Source organism: Naasia sp. SYSU D00948 (genome assembly GCF_017916515.1).
Lineage (GTDB): Bacteria > Actinomycetota > Actinomycetes > Actinomycetales > Microbacteriaceae > Naasia.
The window spans coordinates 1,948,813-1,968,112 of sequence record NZ_JAFMTA010000001.1 but is presented as its reverse complement, the minus strand read 5'-3'; the positions used below and the strand labels follow the sequence as shown (position 1 = coordinate 1,968,112).

Sequence of the window (19,300 nt, the reverse complement as noted above, 5' to 3'; positions counted from 1 at the left end):
GACGCGAACGAACCGATGCGGGCGGGCGGGTTCCCACCCGCCCGCATGGGCCGCTATCTCACTTGAGGGTGAAACCCTGCTCGGTGGCGTAGGACTCGAGCACCTTCTGGAGCTCGTCAGCCACTTCCGACGGGGCGAGGTTGCCCGCGATCGCCTCCGACAGGAGTCGCTGCTGCTCGTCGTAGTAGAACTGCGAGAACGGACCGTACGTCACGCCCTCGTATCCGAGAGCCGCCGGGACGAAGACGTCCTGGTTGACCTTCTGACCGCCGTAGAACTCGTACTCCAGGTTCTGGAACCATTCGGCCTCGATGACATCCGGGGAGGCCAGGAAGAGCCCGCCTGCCTCGACCGCGTTCTGCCTGACGTCCTCGGGCTCGTAGAGCTCGGCTGCCACCCTCGTGGCAAGCTCCGGGTCGTCGGCCTGCGCCGTCACAGCGAGCGCGCTGCCGCCCCAGTTGACATGCACGGGATTCGCTGCGTCCCACTGGGGCACAGGAGCGGCACGCCATTGGGCGTCGGCATCGGCATCCTCGAACCCGGGGATGTGGATGTTGTACCAGGCGGGGTACACGGCGGTCGCGTACCCACCGGTCCCGAGTTTGGTGTTGAACTCCGGGGTCCAGGCCTCGTCAGTGCCCACGAGGCCCTGGTCCACCAGGCCGAGCCAGTACTCGAACACCTTCTTGCTGGCCTCGTCGTTGACATTGATGCCGATCTCGCCCTGGTTCCCGCTGTCGAAGTCGAACGGAACCGCGCCGGCCTGGTCGAGGAACGCGTAGTGCTGGCCCGACCCGTTCGGAGCGAAGTTCCCGATCAGGGTCTCTCCTCCGGTGGCGTCCCTCAGCTGCTGGGCCGCCGCGGAGTACTCGTCCCACGTCGTGGGCACCGCGATGCCGTGCTGCTCGAAGATGTCGGCGCGATACCACATGCCCAGGGGTCCGAGGTCGGTCGGGACGCCGTACACACTGTCCCCGCTCGACACGTCCCGCCAGGCACCCTCGGTGAAGTTGTCCTTGTACTCCTCGACGCCGTGCTCACTCAGGTTGACCAGCCCGTCCTGGATGATGAAGCTGCTGAGCCAGTCGTACTCGATCACGACGATGTCCGGCGCCCCGGAACCGGACTGCAGGGACGTGGAGAGCTTGGTGTACTGGTCCGGTCCCTGGCCCGCGTTGGTCCAGCAGATCTGCACGTCGTCGTGGCTTTCGTTGTAGGCGTCCACGGTGTCCGGGCTGTCAGCGTGCCACGCCCAATACGTGACGATGGGCACGTCCTCGACCTTGATCTCGTTCGTGCACGTGTCTTCGCTCGCGCCGCCTCCCCCGCCGCCACCGCCGGGTGAGCAGCCCATGAGCGCGGCACTCACTGCCGCCGTCATACCTGCAGCAAGCAAGGCCCTTCTCTTCAGCATGTGATCACTGGTCCTTTCGGGCGCTGAGCACCGTTGCATCAACTGGGAAACCCGCCTCTGGGCCCCTGCAACCGCCCGACTGACCGCCACCCGAAGGAGGGGTTTCGTCCACTCCAACAACAAACCGCGGCTGCGCAAATCAGCCTAGGAGCGGTCTACCCCTATCACAAGGATTATTAGGAATATTGCGTGAGGCGAGGGTTCGCCTCCCCGGCGCCTCTCCACCCTCATCGCTCCGGGTTCGCTCCTTCCCCGCGTAGCCTGACTGCGTGAATCCGCGAACCGATGACCATCCCGCAACCCCCACGTGGAGCAGTCGCCTCGGCGCCGTCGGCGTCTGGCGAGGGGTGAAGGACACGACTCCTGCACTCGCAAGGGCTGTCGAGGAGCTGGGCTACGGCACGATCTGGCTTGGGGCTTCACCGGGCTCCACCCTGCGACGTGCCGAGGATCTCCTGGACGCCACGACGCGCCTGCAGGTCGCAACCGGCATCGTCAACATCTGGCGATCGGATGCGGCCGAGCTGGCGGACTCGTACCACCGGATCGAGGAGAGGCACCCCGGACGCCTCCTGCTGGGGATCGGGACCGGTCACCGCGAGGCCATCCTGGAGCGCGAGCGTCCTCTCGAGGCCATGGCCCGCTACCTCGACGTCCTCGACGAGCAGGGCGTGCCGGCCGGCGCCCTCGTGCTCTCCGCGCTCGGGCCGCGCATGCTCGAGCTGGCCGCAGAACGCAGCGCCGGCACTCACCCGTACCTGACGATCCCGTCGCAGACCCGGGAGATGCGAGAGGTGCTCGGCCCTCAGGCCCTCATCGCGCCGGAGCAGACCGTCGTGCTCGACCCCGATCCCGACTCCGCGCGGCGCATCGCCCGCGCCTTCCTCAGCCACTACCTGCGACTCGAGAACTACACGAGAACCATGCTGCGCGGCGGTTTCACCGCCGAGGACATCGCCGGCGACGGCAGCGATCGGCTGATCGACGCGATCGTCGCTCACGGCGATGCCTCGGTGCTCGCTGCTGCGACCTGGGCTCACCTCGATGCCGGAGCGGACCACGTGTGCGTGCAGGTCCAGCCCGCGGGCAGCGACATCGTCCGCGCGCTCACGGCGATCGCCGTGGAACTCGCGCTCGTCGCGCCGCACGCCGGGACGCCGGCTCCGTGAGACCAGAAGCTCCCCCATCCTCCGGCTCGGCGCCTAACTTGGGGGCATCTCAACACGAAGGAGAGCCTCGTGGGCAAGGTGGTGATGTACAGCTCGGTGTCGGTCGACGGATTCACCGCCGACGCGGACGACCAGCCCGGACCGCTGTTCGACTGGTTGACCAGCGGTGACGTCCCGTTGGACGACAGCGGCGCGCTGAAGGTGTCGCAGGCGTCCTACGACTACCACCCCGGGCGTACTGGGACCAGATCGGAACGACGATCGTCGGCCGCCACGTCTTCGACATGACCGACGGCTGGGACGGAAAGCCTCCGAGCGGCGTCGACCACATGGTCGTCGTGACTCACCGGCCGGCGCCCGAGGGGTGGGACCGGGAGGCGCCGTTCCACTTCGTCGACGGCATCGAGGCAGCCTTGGTTAAGGCGCAGGAGCTCGCGGGTGACCGCCTGGTGGAGGTCGCCGCGGGCGAGGTCGGTGGCCAGGCGCTCGCCGCGGGCCTCGTCGACGAGGTGCGCATGGACGTCGTGCCCGTCGTGTTCGGGTCCGGCAAGCGCTACTTCGGATCGGTCGACGCTCAGCACCTGTTGGAGGATCCCGACGTGGTGATCCAGGGCAACCGGGTGCTTCACCTGCGCTATCAGGTGCGCCGTCGACCGGTCTGAGCGGGTACGAGAAGAGACCGGTTCAAGAGGGTGACCCGGTCTCGTTGCCGCTCACCTGAGCCCTTTCGGGCCCCCGGAGACGAGACGTGAGGAGTCAGTGTGCCGCGGATTCCCGGGCGAACGCTTGCTGGGGTGCCTGGACTCGAACCAAGAACAACTGAACCAGAATCAGCCGTGTTGCCAATTACACCACACCCCATCGGAGCGCCTCGGGCGCTTCCAGGCGGATCCGGAGCGACCCGGACCGACATACGACTTTAGCCCATATCGGCGACCGCCGCTGACGCGTCGGGCGCGAAGGAGGACGCGCGTCCCGGGGAGGGCGACATGAACGGCCGGTCGCCGGCAACGATGGCGGCCCGGAGAGCCTGCACATGGCGGACTCTCCGGGCCGGTTCGAGTTCAGAGGCAGCGTGCGCTCAGCCGCGCGCGTCCCCCTCCAGTCGGCGGTGCCACAGCGGGATGGTCGCGAGGACCGCGGCGACCACGCCGGCCGTCGTCAGGACGCCGCCCTCGCCCAGCCACCACGCCGCTCCGGCGGTCGGCACGGTGGCCGGCTTGGCGACGAGGTAGATGGCCGCGTTGAGCGTGGCGTGCAGGACCAGGACGGGCCAGATGCTGCCGGTCCGCAGGCGCAGCCAGGTGAGCGGGAAGGCGAGGGCGACGCACTGCACCGTGAACAGAGCGACCGCCTGGACCCCCGGGACGCCCTCAGCGATGGCGCCGGGCACGAAGAGCATCAGCGGCAGGTGGAAGGACGCCCAGGCGAGCCCGAGCAGGACCGCGACGACCGCGGGCGACCGGGTCTCGGCGAGGCGGGGCACGAGGAAGGAGCTCCAGCCGAGCTGCTCCCCCATCGCGAGCAGGAGGTACGGGATCAGTCCGGGCAGCAGCCCGATCAAGGCGACGACGGGAGCAGGCAGCCCGAGTCCCGCCGACAGCGCCTCCGGCGAGAATGGCGCGAGGTCGAGGAGCCAGGCGGTGCCGTAGGCGAGCCCGACGGCGAGCAGCCCGATGAGCCACCCGGCCCCCATCGTCCGCCACGGCATCCGCCGGAAGCCCCAGACGGGCGCGGCGCCGCCGACCGCCCAGGTCAGGAGGGCGGCGAGAGCCGGCGCGAGGGACTGCGCGAACAGGGCGAGCTGCGCGCCGACGGGAGCCTGCTCGAGGGAGCGCAGGTCGATGCCCTGCGAGACCGCGTAGGCGACGGCGGGCAGCACGAGGGCGGCGAGGGTCACGAAGAAGACGGCGAGCTGGCGGCGGGTGGAGAGCCGCGGTCGGGACGCGGTGGGAGCGGAAGCGAGAGTGGTCATGACGGCAGTCCAGCGCGCCAGCGGGTCCCTGCGCCTGAGCCCCGGGTCCCCTCGGGGTCCCGTTCGTCCGCGCGGTCGCACGCGCTCGATGGTCCTAGGCCGAACAGGACCCGGGTCCTATTCCGGCAGCGGCGGACCGGCCGCCAGGATGGCCGCATGCCCTCCCGCGCGCCCTGGACGATCCCCGTCCTCAGCATCCTCGCGGTGGCCGCCGGTGTGGTGCTCACCCTCGCCTCCGGAGCCGCCGACATCGGATACCTCGTGGTCGACGCGGTCGTCGGCGTGACGTACCCCATCGTCGGCGCCCTGATCGCCGCTCGGAACCCGCGTCAGCCCGTCGGCTGGCTCTTCTCCCTCGGCGGCGCTGGCCTCGCCCTGCAGGCCCTCGCAGGCGGCTACGCTGCGCAGGGCTCGCTCCTCGGCTGGCCGGGCACCGATGTCGCGGCGTGGGTCGGCAACTGGGTGTTCTTCCTCGGGCTCGGTCCGCTGCTGCTCCTGCCCCTGCTGGTGCCGGACGGCCGGCTCCCCTCCCCGCGCTGGCGCCCCGTCGCGCTCGCCCTCGGCATCGCGATCGGGGCGCTCACGGTTCTGCTGATGTTCCGTGACCGGATCTGGCTCTGGGGACGCGAGACGCCGAACCCGGTCGGACTCGCGCCGACCGAGACCGTGGTCGCTCCGCTCTTCGCGGCGGTCGTCGTGGCGACGGCGGTCACCGCTGCGGCCGCCCTCGTCGTCCGGGTGCGCCGGGACGCGGACCAGCGGCGCCGGCTCACGCCGATCCTCGCCGCGGTGGTGCTGCTCGCCGGCTCGGTCGTCACGGACGCGCTGCTCCCCCAGCACTCCCCGGTCGGCATCACCCTGTTCGCGCTGACCCTTCCCCTGCTGCCGATCGCGACGGCGATCGCGATCTTCCGCCACCGCCTCTTCGACGTCGAGGTGTACGTCCGGCGCACCGTCGTCTACGCCGTCGTCACCGGCGTCCTGCTCGCCGTGTACCTCGCCGTCGTCGCCACCTTCCACACGCTCCTCGGCGCGGAGGCGGGGGTCCTCGTCCAGCTGCTCGCGACGGCGGTCGTCGCCGTCGCGTTCGCCCCCCTGCGGGACGTCGTGCAGCGGGCGATCGGCAGGCTGCTGTTCGGCGATCGCGGCGACCCCGCCGCCGCCCTGGCGCAGCTCGGCCAGCGCCTAGAGGCGTCCGGAGCGGCCGACCGGCTCCTCGACGGCGCGGCCGAGACCGTGGCGGCGACCCTGCGGCTTCCCGGGGTCGCGATCGTCGACGGGTCCGGCGCGACAGTGTCGGCGACGGGCCGCGTCCCGGACGATGCCGTGCGCATCCCGCTCGCGTCCGGCGGCCGCACCGAAGGGGAGCTGCTCGCCGCCCCCCGCTCCCCCGGCGAGCCGCTCTCCCCCGCCGATCTCGCGGTGCTGGCCGACCTGGGGCGCCACCTCGCGGTCGCGCTGGCCGCGTCCCGGCTCTTCCGCGAGGTGCAGGCCTCCCGCGAGCGCCTCGTCACCGCCCGCGAGGAGGAGCGCCGCTACCTGCGCCGCGAGCTCCACGACGGCCTCGGACCCGGCCTCGCCGCCATCGGACTGCGGCTCGACGTGATCGAGGCGAAGGCGCCGGCCGAGCTCGCGCCATCGATCGCCGCCGTGCGCTCCCTCACCCAGACCCTCGTGGCCGACGTGCGGCGCATGGTGCATGACCTCCGTCCGTCCGCCCTGGACGAGCTCGGCCTGGTCGGCGCGCTCGAGGACCTCGCCTTCCGCCCCGAGCGCGGTCCGCGCGTCACGGTGCGGACTCCTGCCGGGGCCCTGCCGCCCCTGCCCGCCGCGGTCGAGGTCGCGGCCTACCGGATCGTCCAGGAGGCGCTCGCGAACGCCCTCAAGCACGCGGAGGCGCGGGACGTCGAGATCACCGCCGCCGCGCGGGAGGACCGGCTCCTGCTCACGGTGGCCGACGACGGCCGGGGCCTCCCGGACGCCGTGCGCGAGGGCGTCGGCAGCGGCAGCATGCGCGAGCGCGCGGCCGAGCTCGGCGGCGCGCTCCGTCGGGCGTCGCGGCCGGGAGGCGGCACGATTGTGGAGGCGGAGCTCCCGCTCGCGCGATGACGGAGGATGCGATGGCGGACCAGGCCCTGCGGGTGCTCCTCGTGGACGACCACCCGCTGCTGCGCCACGGGCTCAAGTCGCTGCTCGAGGACGTCGGAGGCGCGACCGTCGTCGGCGAGGCGGCGGACGGTGCCGAGGCGGTCGAGCTGGCCCTCGCGCTGGAGCCCGACGTCGTCGTCATGGACCTCGTGATGCCCGGCGTCTCCGGCATCGACGCGACCCGCCGCCTCCTCGACGCCCGGCCCGACATGGGGGTCCTGGTCCTCACGATGAGCGACGACGACGCGTCCGTGTTCGCGGCGCTCCGGGCGGGAGCGCGAGGGTACGTCCTGAAGGGCAGCGGCGGAGCCGAGTTCCTGAACGCCGTGCGCTCGGTCGCGCGCGGCGAGGCCGTCTACGGCGCCGGGGTCGCCGGACGCATCCGCCGCTTCCTGATGTCGGGGCCCGCCTCTCCCGCGTCCTCTCCGTTCCCGGACCTCACCGAGCGTGAGCGCGAGATCCTCGACCTGCTCGCCGACGGGCGGACGAACGCCGAGATCGCGCAGACGCTGTTCCTCAGCCTCAAGACGGTGAAGAACCACCTGACGAGCATCTTCTCGAAGCTGCAGGTCGCGGACCGGGTGCAGGCGGCGGTCCGGGCCCGACAGGCGGGCCTGGGCGAGTAGCCCCGTCCGTCCCGCCGGGGTCAGAGCCGGTCGCGCACCAGGGCGGCGGCCGCCTTCGCGCCCGAGCCGGCCGCGACGATGAGCTGCTGCGGACCCGGAACCACCGCATCCCCGACCGCGTAGACGCCCGGCACCGAGGTGCGCCCGTCGGCGTCGACGACGAGCAGGCCGTCGCCGTCGAACTCCAGACCGAGCCCGTCGAGGAACCCGAGGGCCGGCTCGTAGACCGGCCGGACGAAGCCCGCGGACCTCGGGACCGTCTCGCCGTCCTCGAGGAGGACCCCGGTGAGGCCGGTCCGGTCCCCCATCACGTCGACCGCGCGCCGGCGCTCGACGCGTACCCCTCGGGCGCTCAGCTCCCGCTCGTCCTCCTCCGCGACCGGCCCGAACACCACGAGGTCGTCGGTCCAGCGGGTGAGCAGGCGTGCGTGCTCGGCGAGGTCGTCGGTCTCGCCGATCAGCGCGATCGGCTTGCCGCTGTGCTCGTATCCGTCGCACGTGATGCAGCTGTGCACGCTCGTGCCGTAGAAGGCGCGCAGCCCGGGCAGGGCGGGCAGCCGCTCGACGAGTCCGGTCGCGACGACGACGGACACCGCGGTGACCGACCGGTCCGGCGTCCCGCGCACGCCCGTCGCCTCGATCCGGAAGGCGTCGCCGTCGCGGGCGACGCTCGCGACGCGGCCGTTCTGGACCTCCGCCTCCGGATACCGCTCGAGCTCCTCCCGGCCGAGCTTGCGCAGCTCGAGCGGAGAGATGCCGTCGCGGGTCGGGTAGCCGTGCGCGTGCAGCGTGGCCGCGTTGCGGGGCCGGTTCGCGTCGAGGATCAGGGTCCGGTGCCGGGCGCGAACGATGTTCAGGGCTGCGCCGAGGCCGGCGGGACCGGCGCCGATCACCACGACCGAGTACTCGGCCTCGGGGGCCGCCGGGGAGGAGCCGCTGGGGCCGGCGTCCCGGTCAGCCATCGCGCAGGCGGCGGGCGAGGCGGTCGATCCGGGCCAGGGTCGACTCGCGGCCGAGGATCTCCATCGACTCGAACAGGGGCGGGCTGACCCGCCGACCGCTGACCGCCGCGCGCAGCGGGCCGAACGCCGTGCGCGGCTTGAGCCCGAGACCGTCGATCAGCGCGGCGCGGAGCGCTGCCTCGATGCTCGCCGCGGTCCAGTCGTCGAGCGAGGCGAGTGCCGGAGTCGAGGCCTCGAGCACCGCGAGGCCGTCGGGCTTGGGCAGGGCGTCGGCCTCGACCTCGAGCTGGTCGTCGGGCGTGAACAGGAACGCGAGCATCCCGCGGACCTCGCCGAGGAGGTTGACCCGCTCCTGGACGAGCGGCGCCGCGGCATGCAGGATCTCGCTCTCCCGCTCGCTCGGCGGGTCGCCGACGAGCCCGGCGAGGTACGGAACGATCCGCTCCTCGAAGTCCTCCGGTGCGAGCATCCGGATGTGGTCCCCGTTGAGCGCCTCCGCCTTCTTGAGGTCGAAGCGGGCGGGGTTCGGGTTCACGTCGGCGACATCGAACGCGGCGACCATCTCGTCCTGCGTGAAGACGTCGCGGTCGTGGGTCAGGGACCAGCCGAGCAGCGCGAGGTAGTTGAGGAGTCCCTCGGGCACGAAGCCGCGCTCGCGATGGTGGAAGAGGTTCGACTCGGGGTCGCGCTTGGACAGCTTCTTGTTGCCCTCGCCCATCACGTACGGGAGGTGCCCGAAGCGCGGGATCTCGGTGGCGACGCCGATGTCGATCAGGGCGTGGTAGAGCGCGATCTGCCGCGGTGTCGAGGAGAGGAGGTCCTCGCCGCGGAGGACGTGCGTGATGCCCATGAGCGCGTCGTCGACCGGGTTCACGAGCGTGTAGAGGGGATCGCCGCTCGGCCGGACGACGACGAAGTCGGGGAACGAGCCGGCCGGGAAGGTGATCGGTCCGCGGACGAGGTCGTCGAAGGACAGCTCCTCGTCCGGCACGCGCAGCCGCAGCGCCGGCACGCGGCCCTCGTCCCGGTGCGCCTGGCGCTGCTCCTCGGTCAGGTCCCGCTCGAAGTTGTCGTAGCCGAGCTTCGGATCCCGGCCCGCGGCGAGGTTGCGCGCCTCGATCTCCTCGGCGGTCGCGTAGCTCTCGTAGAGGTGACCCGCGTCCTTGAGGCGGGCGATCACGTCGTTGAAGATGTCGTATCGACGCGACTGGCGGTAGGGCTCGTGAGGTCCCCCGACCTCGACGCCCTCGTCCCAGTCGAGCTTCAGCCAGCGCAGCGCCTCGATGAGCTGCTGGTAGCTCTCCTCGGTGTCGCGCGCGGGGTCGGTGTCCTCGATGCGGAAGACGAAGGTGCCGCCGGTGTGCCGGGCGTAGGCCCAGTTGAACAGGGCGGTGCGGATGAGCCCGACGTGCGGGGTGCCGGTGGGCGAGGGGCAGAAGCGGACGCGGATGTCGGCGCCGGTGGCCGAGGAGACGGGATAGGAAGCCATACCGCCCTCGATCCTAGTTCCGCGGACCAGCGGTCACCGGGGCCGGGGCGCCGCACCCGACTTGCCGAAAAGTCGGACGCGCGGGCCTTCGAAGCCCGACTTTTCGGCAAGTCGCGGGGTGAGCCGAGGGACGGGACGGCCCGGCGCCGCCGTCAGTCGCGGTTGAGGGCCGGGTTGCTGAGGGTGCCGATGCCGTCGATCGTGATGTCGACCGTCTGGCCGTGCTCGAATCCGCCGGGGCCCGACGGGGTCCCCATCAGGATGACGTCGCCCGGCAGCAGGGTCCAGACGTCCGACGCGAACGCGATGACGTCCGGCACCGAGAAGATCATGTCCGAGGTGTTGCCGCTGCGCCGCGGCTCCCCGTCGACATAGGTGCGGATGTCGAGGCCCGACGGATCGAGCTCGGTTTCGATCACCGGACCCAGCGGGCAGAACGTGTCGTACCCCTTCGCGCGCGCCCACTGCCCGTCGGCGAGCATCTGATCCCGCGCCGAGACGTCGTTGCCGATCGTGTAGCCGAAGATCACCTCGTCCGCGCGCTCCGCGGGCACCTGCTTCGCGATGCGCCCGATCACGACCGCGAGCTCGCCCTCGTGCACGATGCGCCCCTCGACGGGCGGGATCCGGATCGGCTCCCCCGGCCCGATCACCGACGTGTTCGGCTTGAGGAAGATCAGCGGATGGTCCTGCGGCGCCTCCTGGCCGAGGTCGTCGCTGTGCGACGCGAAGTTGAGGCCGACGCACACGACCTTCGAGCGCGGGATGACCGGCGCGAGCAGCTTCACCGAGGCGAGCGGGACGCGCTGGCCGGTCGTCTTGTAGCCGGCGAACATGGGGTCGCCGGCGAGCACGACGAGCTCGTCGGACTCCTCGTCGAGGATGCCGAAGGAGACGTCCCCTCCGACGCTGAACCGGGCGACCTTCACGCTCAGACCAGCCGCGTCATCCAGTCGTGGTGGTCGGGACGGCGTCCGTACTGGATGTCCGTGAGCTCCTCGCGGAGCGACATCGTCAGCTCGCCGGCGGGAGCCGAGGCGTCGCCGATCTCGAAGTCCGGCGCCTTGAGGGCCGCGATCGGCGTGATCACCGCGGCGGTGCCGCACGCGAACACCTCGGTGATCTCGCCGGATGCGACGCCCTCGCGCCACTCGTCGATCGTGACGGGCCGCTCCTCGACCGCGTGCCCGCGGTCCCGGGCGAGCTGGATCACGCTCTCGCGGGTGATGCCCTCGAGGATGGTGCCGCTCGTCTCCGGCGTGATGAGCACACCGTCGTGCCGCACGAGGAACAGGTTCATGCCTCCCAGCTCCTCCAGGTACTTGCCCTCGACGGCGTCGAGGAACAGCACCTGCGCGCAGCCGTGCTCGTACGCCTCGGCCTGCGGCAGGAGGGACGCGGCGTAGTTGCCGCCCGTCTTCGCGGCGCCCATGCCGCCCTTGCCCGCTCGCGCGTATCCGGTGGAGAGCCAGATGGAGACCGGCTTCACGCCTCCGGGGAAGTAGGCCCCGGCAGGGCTCGCGATCACGCGGTAGTCGACCTTGTGAGCGGGCCGGACGCCGAGGAAGCTCTCGCTCGCGTACATGAACGGCCGGAGATAGAGGCTCGTCTCGGGGGCGGAGGGCACCCAGGACTTGTCCACGGTGACGAGCTGCCGGATCGACTCGACGAAGTCCTCGACCGACAGCTCGGGAAGGGCCAACCGGCGGGCCGACCGCTGCAGGCGCAGCCCGTTCGCCTCAGGGCGGAACGCCCAGATCGAGCCGTCCGCGTGCCGGTACGCCTTGAGGCCCTCGAAGATCTCCTGCGCGTAGTGCAGCACGGCCGCCGCCGGGTCGAGGGAGAGGGGCCCGTACGGGACGACCTCGGCATCGTGCCAGCCGCGGTCCACAGTCCACGTGATCTGCACCATGTGGTCCGTGAAGTGCTTGCCGAACCCGGGGTCGGCGAGGATCTCCTCGCGCTCGGCCTCGTCGCGGGAGCGCTGCGAGGGGGTCGTCGTGAAGGCGAGAGGGAACGTGGTCGTTGCGGTCATCGATCGGTCCTGGACGAGGTCGAATGGGGCGTGGGCGGCCGGAGGAGCGCCGCGATCGCGTCCCCCGTCTCGGAGGTGCGGCGCGGCGCCGGCTCGGCGGACCGGGCTTCCAGGTCGGCGGTAACCGCGGTGGCCACCCGCGTGGCCGCGTCCCCGTGACCGAGGTGGTCGAGGAGGAGCGCGACCGAGAGGATGGCCGCCGTCGGGTCCGCCTTCTGCTGCCCGGCGATGTCGGGAGCGGAACCGTGAACCGGCTCGAACATCGAGGGGTACGCGCCGTCCGGGTTGATGTTGCCGGAGGCGGCGAGGCCGATGCCGCCGCTGATAGCGCCGGCCAGGTCGGTGAGGATGTCGCCGAAGAGGTTGTCCGTGACGATCACGTCGAATCTAGCAGGGTCGGTCACGAGGAAGATCGTGGCCGCGTCCACGTGCAGGTAGTCGACGACGACGTCGGGATGCTCGGCCGCGACGGCCTCGACGGTCCTCTTCCAGAGGCTGCCGGCGAACGTGAGCACGTTCGTCTTGTGCACGAGGGTGAGCTTGCGGCGCCGCTGCTCGGCCGTGCGGAACGCGTAGCGCACGAGGCGGTCCACGCCGTAGGCGGTGTTGATGCTGACCTCGGTTGCGATCTCAGCGGGCGTGCCGACCCGGATCGCTCCTCCGTTCCCGACGTAGGGCCCCTCGGTGCCCTCGCGCACGACCACGAAGTCCACGTTCCCGGGGTCCGCGAGCGGCGTCACGACGCCCGGGTGCAGCACGGTCGGCCGCAGGTTGACGTAGTGGTCGAGCGCGAACCGCAGCTTGAGCAGGAGACCGCGCTCGATGTTGGCGCCCGCCAGGCGCGGGTCGCCCGGCGCTCCCCCGACGGCGCCGAGCAGGATCGCGTCGTGCGACTTGATGTCCTCGAGCTCGTCGTCGGGCAGGACGTCGCCGGTTTCCAGGTAGCGGGCGGCACCGAGCCGGAACTCGGTGACCTCGAGCGTCAGGTCCTCCGGAAGCGCGGCCTCGAGCACCTTCAGCGCCTCGGCCACGACCTCCGGTCCGATGCCGTCTCCCGGGATGGACGCGAGGCGAATGGTGCGGGGCATGACACTCCGGAACGAGAAGGCGGCGGGGGTGCCTTCACACTAGCGCCCGTGGAAGGATGGCCTTCGAGTGACGAACCCTCGAAGCGGAGGACGGCGAATGAGTCTCGGAGCAGGCATCTTCCTACTCGCGGTCGGCGCGATCCTGGCCTTCGCGGTCAATGTCGAGGTTCCGGGGATCGACCTCACGGTCGTGGGCTACATCCTCATGGTCGCGGGAGCGGTCGGCATCATCCTCGGCATCGTGCTGCTCAGCCGGAAGCGCCGGTCGGTGTCCGAGAGCCGCAGCATCGTCGACCCGGCGACGGGTGAGAGCGTGCGGCGCGACATCCGCGACGACCGCCTGTAGGTCCGCGCACCCGGAGCTCCTTCGCTACGGCGGCGATCTGAGCGTCAGGCGAGCTCGACGACGTCGATCTCGCGGAGCAGGTCCGCGTCGATCGCCGAGCGGATCTCCTCCAGGAGGTCGTCGGGAGCGGAGCCGTCGATGGTGAGGACGCTCAGCGCCTTCCCGCCGCGGCCCCGGCGCGCGATCTGCATCCCGGCGATGTTGATGCCGGCCTCGCCGAACTTCTGCCCGTAGACGGCGACGATGCCGGGGCGGTCGTCGTAGGTGAAGACGACGTGGTGGTCCGCGATGGGCACCTCGACGTCGTACCCGTTGATCTCGACGATCTTCTCGATCTGCTTCGTCCCGGTGAGGGTCCCGGACACCGAGACCTGCGTCCCGTCGGCGATCGAGCCGCGGATGGTCAGCACGTTCCGGTACTCCTCCGAGACGGAGTCGGTGAGCAGACGGACCTGGACCCCGCGCTGCTCGGCGAGAAGCGGGGCGTTGACGTAGGAGACGTTCTCGCTCACGACGCCCGCGAAGATCCCCTTGAGGGCGGCCAGCTTGAGGACGCTCACGTCGTAGTTGACGAGCTCACCGCGCACCTCGATGTCCACGCTCGTGAGTGCACCGTCCGCGAGACCCGAGAAGATCTGGCCGAGCTTCTCGATCAGCGGGATGCCGGGGCGGACGTACGGGTCGATGACGCCGCCCGCGACGTTGACGGCGTCCGGCACCAGCTCGCCGGAGAGGGCGAGGCGGACCGACTTCGCGACGGAGATGCCCGCCTTCTCCTGGGCCTCGTCCGTCGACGCGCCGAGATGCGGCGTGACGACGATGTTGTCGAGCCCGAGCAGCGGCGACCCGGTCGGCGGCTCCTTCACGAACACGTCGATGCCGGCGCCGGCGATCCGCTTGGCCGCGAGCGCCTCGTAGAGCGCGTCCTCGTCGATGATGCCGCCGCGGCTCGCGTTGACGATCCGCAGCTCGGGCTTCGCCTTCGCGAACATCTCGGCGTCGATGAGGCCGGTGGTCTCGGGGGTCTTCGGGATGTGGATCGTGATGAAGTCGCTCGTAGCGACGAGCTCGTCGAGCGGGAGCATCTGGACGCCGAGCTGCTGCGCGCGCGTGGGCGTCACGTACGGGTCGTACGCCACGAGCGTCGCGCCGAAGCCCGCGAGTCGCTGGGCGACGAGCGTGCCGATGCGGCCGAGGCCCACGATCCCGATGGTCTTCTCGTAGAGCTCGACGCCCGTGTAGCGGCTGCGCTTCCACTCCCCCGCCTTGAGGGACGCGTTGGCGTCCGGGATGTGGCGGGCGACGGCGAGGAGGTGCCCGATCGCGAGCTCGGCGGCCGAGACGACGTTCGAGGTCGGCGCGTTGACCACCATGACGCCCGCGGCGGTTGCGGCGGGGATGTCGACGTTGTCGAGGCCCACACCGGCGCGCGCGACGACCTTGAGGCTGGGCGCGGCGGCGATCGCCTCCTGGTCGATCCTCGTCGCCGAGCGGACGAGGACCGCGCTGGCGTCGGCGAGGGCCGCGAGCAGAGCCGGCCGGTCGGTGCCGTCCACGTTCCGGATGTCGAAGTCCGGCCCGAGGGCGTCGACGGTGGCGGGCGAGAGCTCTTCGGCGATCAGGACGATCGGCTTGGTCACAGGGACACCCTCCAGGCGCTGGGCACAAACAGGACGATCCTAGCGAGGCGGCATCGAGGGGGTCGTCACAGCCTTCCCCCAGCACCGTCGGAGCGCAGCCTCAGGCGCTCGACGGTTACGCTCGATGACACCAAGGGGAGTACTTCTCTTCGGCGGGTCGCCACTACGGACGGTCGTCCCGGCTCGCCGGCCTTCGGGCGAAGGAGACCTTGACTCGCGCTCGGCGGACACGGAGGCGCTGCCGGAGCCGGCGGACCGGGCGGAGCACTGACAGCGTCGCGGCTCCGGCGCGAGTCCCGCTGAGGAAGGGCGCGTCAGGCGGACACGACAGCGGCGGTCTGCCGCGCGATCTCGACCTCCTCGTTGGTCGGGATCACGAGGACCGCGACCGGGGACCCGTCGGGCGAGATGCGGCGCTCGCCCCGCTCGCCCGACCGGTTCCGCGCGGCGTCGACCGCGATGCCGAGTCCCTCGAGACCGGAGAGGGACTGCGCGCGGATGCCGGGAGCGTTCTCGCCGACGCCGGCCGTGAACACCACGGCATCCGCGCCGCCGAGGACGGCCAGGTAGGCGCCGACGTAGTGCTTGATCCGGTGGCAGTACACGTCGAGCGCGACCCGGGCCCTCTCATCCCCCTCGTCGGCCTTGCGGCCGACGTCCCGCAGGTCGGAGGACCCGGCGAGGCCGAGCATCCCGCTGCGCTTGTTGAGCAGGTTGTCGAGCTCGTCGAGGGAGAGCCCGCCGAACCGCGCGAGCTGGAAGACGACGGCGGGGTCCAGGTCACCGGACCGCGTGCCCATGACGAGCCCCTGCAGGGGTGTGAACCCCATCGAGGTCTCGACGGAGCGCCCGCCGTCGACCGCGCACGCCGACGCCCCGTTGCCGAGGTGGAGCACGATGAGCCGGGACTCCTCGAGCGGCACCCCGAGGAACGCTGCGGCCTTCTCCGACACGTACTTGTGGGATGTGCCGTGAAACCCGTACCGGCGGATGCGGTACTGCTCGGCGACGTCCGCGTCGATCGCGTACGTGTACGCCGCGGGCGGCATCGTCTGGTGGAACGCGGTGTCGAAGATCGCGACATGGGGAACGTCCGGGAACGCGGCCTGGGCGGCGCGGATGCCGGCCAGGTTCGCGGGGTTGTGGAGCGGGGCGTACTCGGCGAGCTCGTCGATGTCCTTCTCGACCTGCGGGGTGACGACCGTGGGCTCGAAGAACCGCGCGCCGCCGTGCACGACCCGGTGGCCGACCGCGCTCACGAGACCGCCGATGCCGGACGGCCCGTGCTCCTCGAACGCGTCGATCATCGCCCGGAAGGCGGCCTCGTGGTCCGGTGTGCTGGGCTCGGCCGACCACTCCCCCTCCGGGGTGGCGTGGGTGCTGACGCCGCGCTCCTGCCCGATCCGCTCGATGAGGCCCTTCGCGAGCATCCGCTCGCTCTCGGTCTCGATGAGCTGGTACTTGAGCGAGGAGGAGCCGCTGTTGACGACGAGGATCGCGGTCACGCGCGGCCCCGTCCGGCCTGGATCGCGGTGATGGCGACGGTGTTGACGATGTCCTGCACGAGCGCTCCCCGGGACAGGTCGTTCACCGGCTTGTTGAGGCCCTGCAGGACCGGCCCGATCGCGACCGCTCCGGCGCTCCTCTGCACCGCCTTGTACGTGTTGTTGCCGGTGTTGAGGTCCGGGAAGATGAACACCGTCGCGTAGCCGGCGACGGAGGACCCGGGCAGCTTCGTGCGGGCCACGGCGACGTCCGCGGCGGCGTCGTACTGGATGGGGCCCTCGACGGGCAGGTCGGGTCGCCGGGAGCGCACGAGCTCGGTCGCCTTCCGCACCTTCTCCACGTCCTCGCCGGCCCCCGACTCGCCCGTCGAGTAGGACAGCATCGCGACGCGGGGCTGGATGCCGAACTGCGCCGCGGTCTCGGACGAGGACAGCGCGATGTCGGCGAGCTGCTCGCTCGTCGGGTCGGGGATCACCGCGCAGTCGCCGTAGACCAGCACTCGATCGGCGAGCGCCATGAGGAAGACGCTGGAGACGACCGAGACGCCCGGCTTGGTCTTGATGATCTCGAACGAGGGCCGGATCGTGTGCGCCGTCGTGTGCACGGCGCCCGACACCATCCCGTCGGCGAGACCCAGGTGGACCATCATCGTGCCGAAGTAGGAGACGTCGACCACGACGTCCCGCGCCTGGTCGAGGGTGACGCCCTTGTGCGCGCGGATGCGGGCGTACTCGGCCGCGAAGCGGTCCCGCAGCTCGGGGCCCAGTGGATCGATGATCCGGGCCTCCGCGATGTCCGCCCCGAGCGCGGCCGCCCGGCTGCGGATGGCCGTCTCGTCCCCGAGCAGCGTGAGCCGGGCGACGTTGCGGCGCAGCAGCCGGTCCGCGGCGAGCAGGATGCGGTCCTCCTCGCCCTCGGGCAGAACGATGTGGGCGTCGGCGGCGCGGGCCTGCTCGAGCAGCTGGTGCCCGAACATCAGGGGCGTCACGACGCCGGTGTGCGGGACGGCGAGGAGCTCGAGGAGCGCCGCCCGGTCGACCGACTGCTCGAACAGCGCGAGCGCCTGGTCGTATTTGACGCGCGACTCCGCCGCGAGCCGTCCCCGGCTCGCGGTCACGCGCACGGTCGTCTGGAACGTGTCGAGGTGGGTCGCCACGATGGGCAGGGTCAGATCGACGCCCTCGATGAGGCGCTCGATCGAGTCGGGCAGCTCGAAGCCGCCGTTGAGGATGATGCCCGCGAGGGTCGGGAAGGTGCCGGACGCCTGCGCCATCAGCGCCGCCACGAGCACCTCGGTGCGGTCGCCGGGCACGATGACGACGGCGCCCTCGGTGAGGCGGGGCAGCACGTTCACCATCGACATGCCGGCGACGACGACCCCGAAGACCGGGCGCTGCAGCATCTGCGGGTCGCCCTTCACGAGGGTCGCGCTGGTCGCGGCCACGAGGTTCTGCATCGTGGGGGCGACGAGCAGGCGGTCCTCGGGGATCGCCCATACGGGCACCGACTCGTCGTGCAGCGTCAGTCCGACCGTGAACCGCACGGCGGACAGGATGGCCGGGTCGACCCGGTTGGCGACGACGGCGAGGAGGGTCGCGTGCTCGCTCTTCAGCTCCCCGACCGCGAGCTCCGCGACCTGCGCGATCTCGTCCGCGGTGCGGGCCGGACCGCCCCCGAAGCGGTTCCCGTCGCGGGCGCTGCGGCCGCCGATGACGAGCACGACCGGGGCGCCGAGGTTCGCGGCGACCCGGGCGTTGAAGGCGAGCTCGGTCGGGGTGCCGACGTCCGTGTAGTCGGAGCCGAGGATGACGACGGCGGAGCACTGCTGCTCGACCGCCTTGTAGCGCTCGAGGATGCGGGCGAGCGCGGCCTCCGGATCCGCGTGCACGTCGTCGTAGCTGACGCCGATGCACTCGTCGTAGTCGAGGTCGACGCCGTCGTGCTCGAGGAGCATCTCGAGCACGTAGTCGCGCTCGCTCACCGAGCGGGCGACGGGCCGGAACACCCCCACCCGGTCGACCTCTCGGAGGAGGGTGTCCAGGAGGCCGAGTGCCACCGTCGACTTCCCGGTGTCACCCTCCGCGGACGCGACATAGACGCTCTTCGTCTCCAGAGGCACGCGCCTGATTCTATGGACCCCGTCCGACGGAGCCTCGGGGTTGCGCCGACCGCTCGACGGCGACTCGGGAACGGCGACGCCGGCGGCGTCCGGCGACCGTGGGGGCCGCCGTCGCCGCCGGCGGCGCCGGTCGGGATGAGGATCAGGCGATGCGGGCGGACACCGGCGTCGCGTTCGCGAACAGGTCGAGGACGGGGCACGCCGCGTCGACCGCGGCGCGGAGCTCCTCGTAGCGCTCGCGCGGCTCCGGGCCCTCCAGGGTGATGGTGATGCGGATGTCGCGGAAGCCGGGGCGCACCGACGCGTCGATGCCGAACAGGCCCCGCGCATCCAGGTCCCCCTCGACGTCCACCTTCACCTCGTCGAGGCGGATGCCGAGGGCCTGCGCGTAGAGGCGGTAGACGACGACCTGGCAGGAGCTCAGGGCGCCTAGGGCGTACTCGACGGGGCTCGGCGCGGCGTCGTCGCCGGCGAGCGCGGCCGGCTCGTCGACGACCCACTCGTGCTTGCCGGCGGTGATGCGCGTGGCGACCGAGCCCTCGCCGGTGCCGCGGACGCGGTAGGTGAGCAGCGCGTTGGCGGCGTCGGCGGCGATGCGCTCGGACCAGGCCTGCCCTGCAGTGGTCAGGCGCTCCGCGCGCTCGGTGGCGAGATCGGTGGAGGAAGTGGCGTCGAGGAGTGTCATGCCCGGGACGCTAACGAGGGGGCGTACGGGGCCGGAAGCGGGGCCGTCATCGATCGTCGCGGGACGTCACGGGAGGCAACGTCCCGGTGATCGCGGCG

At 71.5% G+C, this 19,300-nt stretch carries 15 protein-coding genes, 1 tRNA gene and 1 pseudogene; 5 read left to right on the top strand and 12 right to left on the bottom strand.

Annotation, left to right across the window (positions count from 1 at the left end; all coding sequences use genetic code 11):
- Window positions 1–58 precede the first annotated feature (58 nt).
- Window positions 59–1,381, bottom strand: coding sequence for an ABC transporter substrate-binding protein (locus J3P30_RS09225; RefSeq protein WP_210480752.1), 1,323 nt, complete (start codon window positions 1,379–1,381; stop codon window positions 59–61).
- A 302-nt stretch (window positions 1,382–1,683) separates the two neighbouring features.
- Here J3P30_RS09225 and J3P30_RS09220 point away from each other — a divergent pair, with 302 nt between their 5' ends.
- Both J3P30_RS09220 and J3P30_RS09215 read left to right on the top strand, forming a co-directional pair.
- Window positions 1,684–2,583 carry an LLM class F420-dependent oxidoreductase gene (locus J3P30_RS09220; RefSeq protein WP_210480751.1) on the top strand — a complete coding sequence of 300 codons (900 nt, stop codon included), beginning with the start codon at window positions 1,684–1,686 and terminating at the stop codon, window positions 2,581–2,583.
- Between the two features lie 69 nt (window positions 2,584–2,652).
- Window positions 2,653–3,245 (top strand): annotated as a pseudogene (locus J3P30_RS09215) (dihydrofolate reductase family protein).
- Window positions 3,246–3,372: 127 nt separating this feature from the next.
- On the opposite strand, the gene J3P30_RS09210 reads toward J3P30_RS09215, so the two are convergent.
- Window positions 3,373–3,444 (bottom strand) — tRNA-Gln (locus J3P30_RS09210).
- 220 nt (window positions 3,445–3,664) lie between these two features.
- Window positions 3,665–4,558, bottom strand: coding sequence for a CPBP family intramembrane glutamic endopeptidase (locus J3P30_RS09205; protein WP_210480750.1), 894 nt, complete (start codon window positions 4,556–4,558; stop codon window positions 3,665–3,667).
- Between the two features lie 156 nt (window positions 4,559–4,714).
- Here J3P30_RS09205 and J3P30_RS09200 point away from each other — a divergent pair, with 156 nt between their 5' ends.
- Both J3P30_RS09200 and J3P30_RS09195 read left to right on the top strand, forming a co-directional pair.
- Window positions 4,715–6,667 (top strand): ATP-binding protein, encoded by a 1,953-nt coding sequence (locus J3P30_RS09200; RefSeq protein WP_210480749.1) that lies wholly within the window; start codon window positions 4,715–4,717, stop codon window positions 6,665–6,667.
- An 11-nt stretch (window positions 6,668–6,678) separates the two neighbouring features.
- Window positions 6,679–7,332, top strand: a complete 654-nt coding sequence (locus J3P30_RS09195; RefSeq protein ID WP_210480748.1) for a response regulator transcription factor — start codon at window positions 6,679–6,681, stop codon at window positions 7,330–7,332.
- Window positions 7,333–7,352: 20 nt separating this feature from the next.
- On the opposite strand, the gene J3P30_RS09190 is transcribed toward J3P30_RS09195, so the two are convergent.
- The 5 genes from J3P30_RS09190 to J3P30_RS09170 all read right to left on the bottom strand — a co-directional run bounded on the left by J3P30_RS09190 (window position 7,353) and on the right by J3P30_RS09170 (window position 12,906).
- On the bottom strand, window positions 7,353–8,294 hold the full coding sequence (locus tag J3P30_RS09190) for an NAD(P)/FAD-dependent oxidoreductase (RefSeq protein WP_210480747.1): 942 nt from the start codon (window positions 8,292–8,294) through the stop codon (window positions 7,353–7,355).
- On the bottom strand, window positions 8,287–9,783 hold the full coding sequence (gene gltX / locus J3P30_RS09185; RefSeq protein WP_210480746.1) for a glutamate--tRNA ligase: 1,497 nt from the start codon (window positions 9,781–9,783) through the stop codon (window positions 8,287–8,289). The genes J3P30_RS09190 and gltX overlap by 8 nt, the downstream gene beginning before the upstream one ends.
- A 152-nt stretch (window positions 9,784–9,935) precedes the next feature.
- Window positions 9,936–10,712 carry a fumarylacetoacetate hydrolase family protein gene (locus J3P30_RS09180; RefSeq protein ID WP_210480745.1) on the bottom strand — a complete coding sequence of 259 codons (777 nt, stop codon included), beginning with the start codon at window positions 10,710–10,712 and terminating at the stop codon, window positions 9,936–9,938.
- 2 nt (window positions 10,713–10,714) lie between these two features.
- Window positions 10,715–11,818, bottom strand: a complete 1,104-nt coding sequence (locus J3P30_RS09175; protein ID WP_210480744.1) for a branched-chain amino acid aminotransferase — start codon at window positions 11,816–11,818, stop codon at window positions 10,715–10,717.
- Complete coding sequence (locus tag J3P30_RS09170; RefSeq protein WP_210480743.1) at window positions 11,815–12,906, bottom strand: 3-isopropylmalate dehydrogenase; 1,092 nt, start codon at window positions 12,904–12,906, stop codon at window positions 11,815–11,817. The genes J3P30_RS09175 and J3P30_RS09170 overlap by 4 nt, the downstream gene beginning before the upstream one ends.
- Window positions 12,907–13,003: 97 nt before the next feature.
- On the opposite strand from J3P30_RS09170, the gene J3P30_RS09165 reads away from it, so the two are divergent.
- A complete protein-coding gene (locus J3P30_RS09165) occupies window positions 13,004–13,252 on the top strand; it encodes a DUF6458 family protein (protein WP_210480742.1) in 249 nt (82 codons plus the stop codon).
- A 44-nt stretch (window positions 13,253–13,296) separates the two neighbouring features.
- Here J3P30_RS09165 and serA read toward each other — a convergent pair whose 3' ends face one another.
- The 4 genes from serA to J3P30_RS09145 form a co-directional block, all read right to left on the bottom strand.
- Window positions 13,297–14,892 (bottom strand): phosphoglycerate dehydrogenase, encoded by a 1,596-nt coding sequence (serA, locus tag J3P30_RS09160; protein WP_210480741.1) that lies wholly within the window; start codon window positions 14,890–14,892, stop codon window positions 13,297–13,299.
- Between the two features lie 314 nt (window positions 14,893–15,206).
- Complete coding sequence (locus J3P30_RS09155) at window positions 15,207–16,397, bottom strand: acetate/propionate family kinase (RefSeq protein WP_210480740.1); 1,191 nt, start codon at window positions 16,395–16,397, stop codon at window positions 15,207–15,209.
- Entirely contained in the window at window positions 16,394–18,517 is a 2,124-nt protein-coding gene (pta, locus tag J3P30_RS09150) for a phosphate acetyltransferase (RefSeq protein ID WP_374058546.1), read from the bottom strand. The genes J3P30_RS09155 and pta overlap by 4 nt, the downstream gene beginning before the upstream one ends.
- 142 nt (window positions 18,518–18,659) lie before the next feature.
- The gene (locus J3P30_RS09145) at window positions 18,660–19,202 is read right to left on the bottom strand and encodes an OsmC family protein (protein WP_210480739.1); all 543 of its coding nucleotides are present in this window, start codon (window positions 19,200–19,202) and stop codon (window positions 18,660–18,662) included.
- Window positions 19,203–19,300: the final 98 nt, after the last annotated feature.

Bases quoted from the DNA above. Each gene is read 5' to 3' on its own strand.
- J3P30_RS09205 (WP_210480750.1), bottom strand. From the start codon at position 4,558: ATGACCACTCTCGCTTCCGCTCCCACCGCGTCCCGACCGCGGCTCTCC.
- J3P30_RS09145 (WP_210480739.1), bottom strand. From the start codon at position 19,202: ATGACACTCCTCGACGCCACTTCCTCCACCGATCTCGCCACCGAGCGC.
- J3P30_RS09165 (WP_210480742.1), top strand. From the start codon at position 13,004: ATGAGTCTCGGAGCAGGCATCTTCCTACTCGCGGTCGGCGCGATCCTG.
- J3P30_RS09175 (WP_210480744.1), bottom strand. From the start codon at position 11,818: ATGACCGCAACGACCACGTTCCCTCTCGCCTTCACGACGACCCCCTCG.
- J3P30_RS09190 (WP_210480747.1), bottom strand. From the start codon at position 8,294: ATGGCTGACCGGGACGCCGGCCCCAGCGGCTCCTCCCCGGCGGCCCCC.
- J3P30_RS09225 (WP_210480752.1), bottom strand. From the start codon at position 1,381: ATGACGGCGGCAGTGAGTGCCGCGCTCATGGGCTGCTCACCCGGCGGT.
- gltX (WP_210480746.1), bottom strand. From the start codon at position 9,783: ATGGCTTCCTATCCCGTCTCCTCGGCCACCGGCGCCGACATCCGCGTC.
- J3P30_RS09195 (WP_210480748.1), top strand. From the start codon at position 6,679: ATGGCGGACCAGGCCCTGCGGGTGCTCCTCGTGGACGACCACCCGCTG.
- J3P30_RS09170 (WP_210480743.1), bottom strand. From the start codon at position 12,906: ATGCCCCGCACCATTCGCCTCGCGTCCATCCCGGGAGACGGCATCGGA.
- J3P30_RS09200 (WP_210480749.1), top strand. From the start codon at position 4,715: ATGCCCTCCCGCGCGCCCTGGACGATCCCCGTCCTCAGCATCCTCGCG.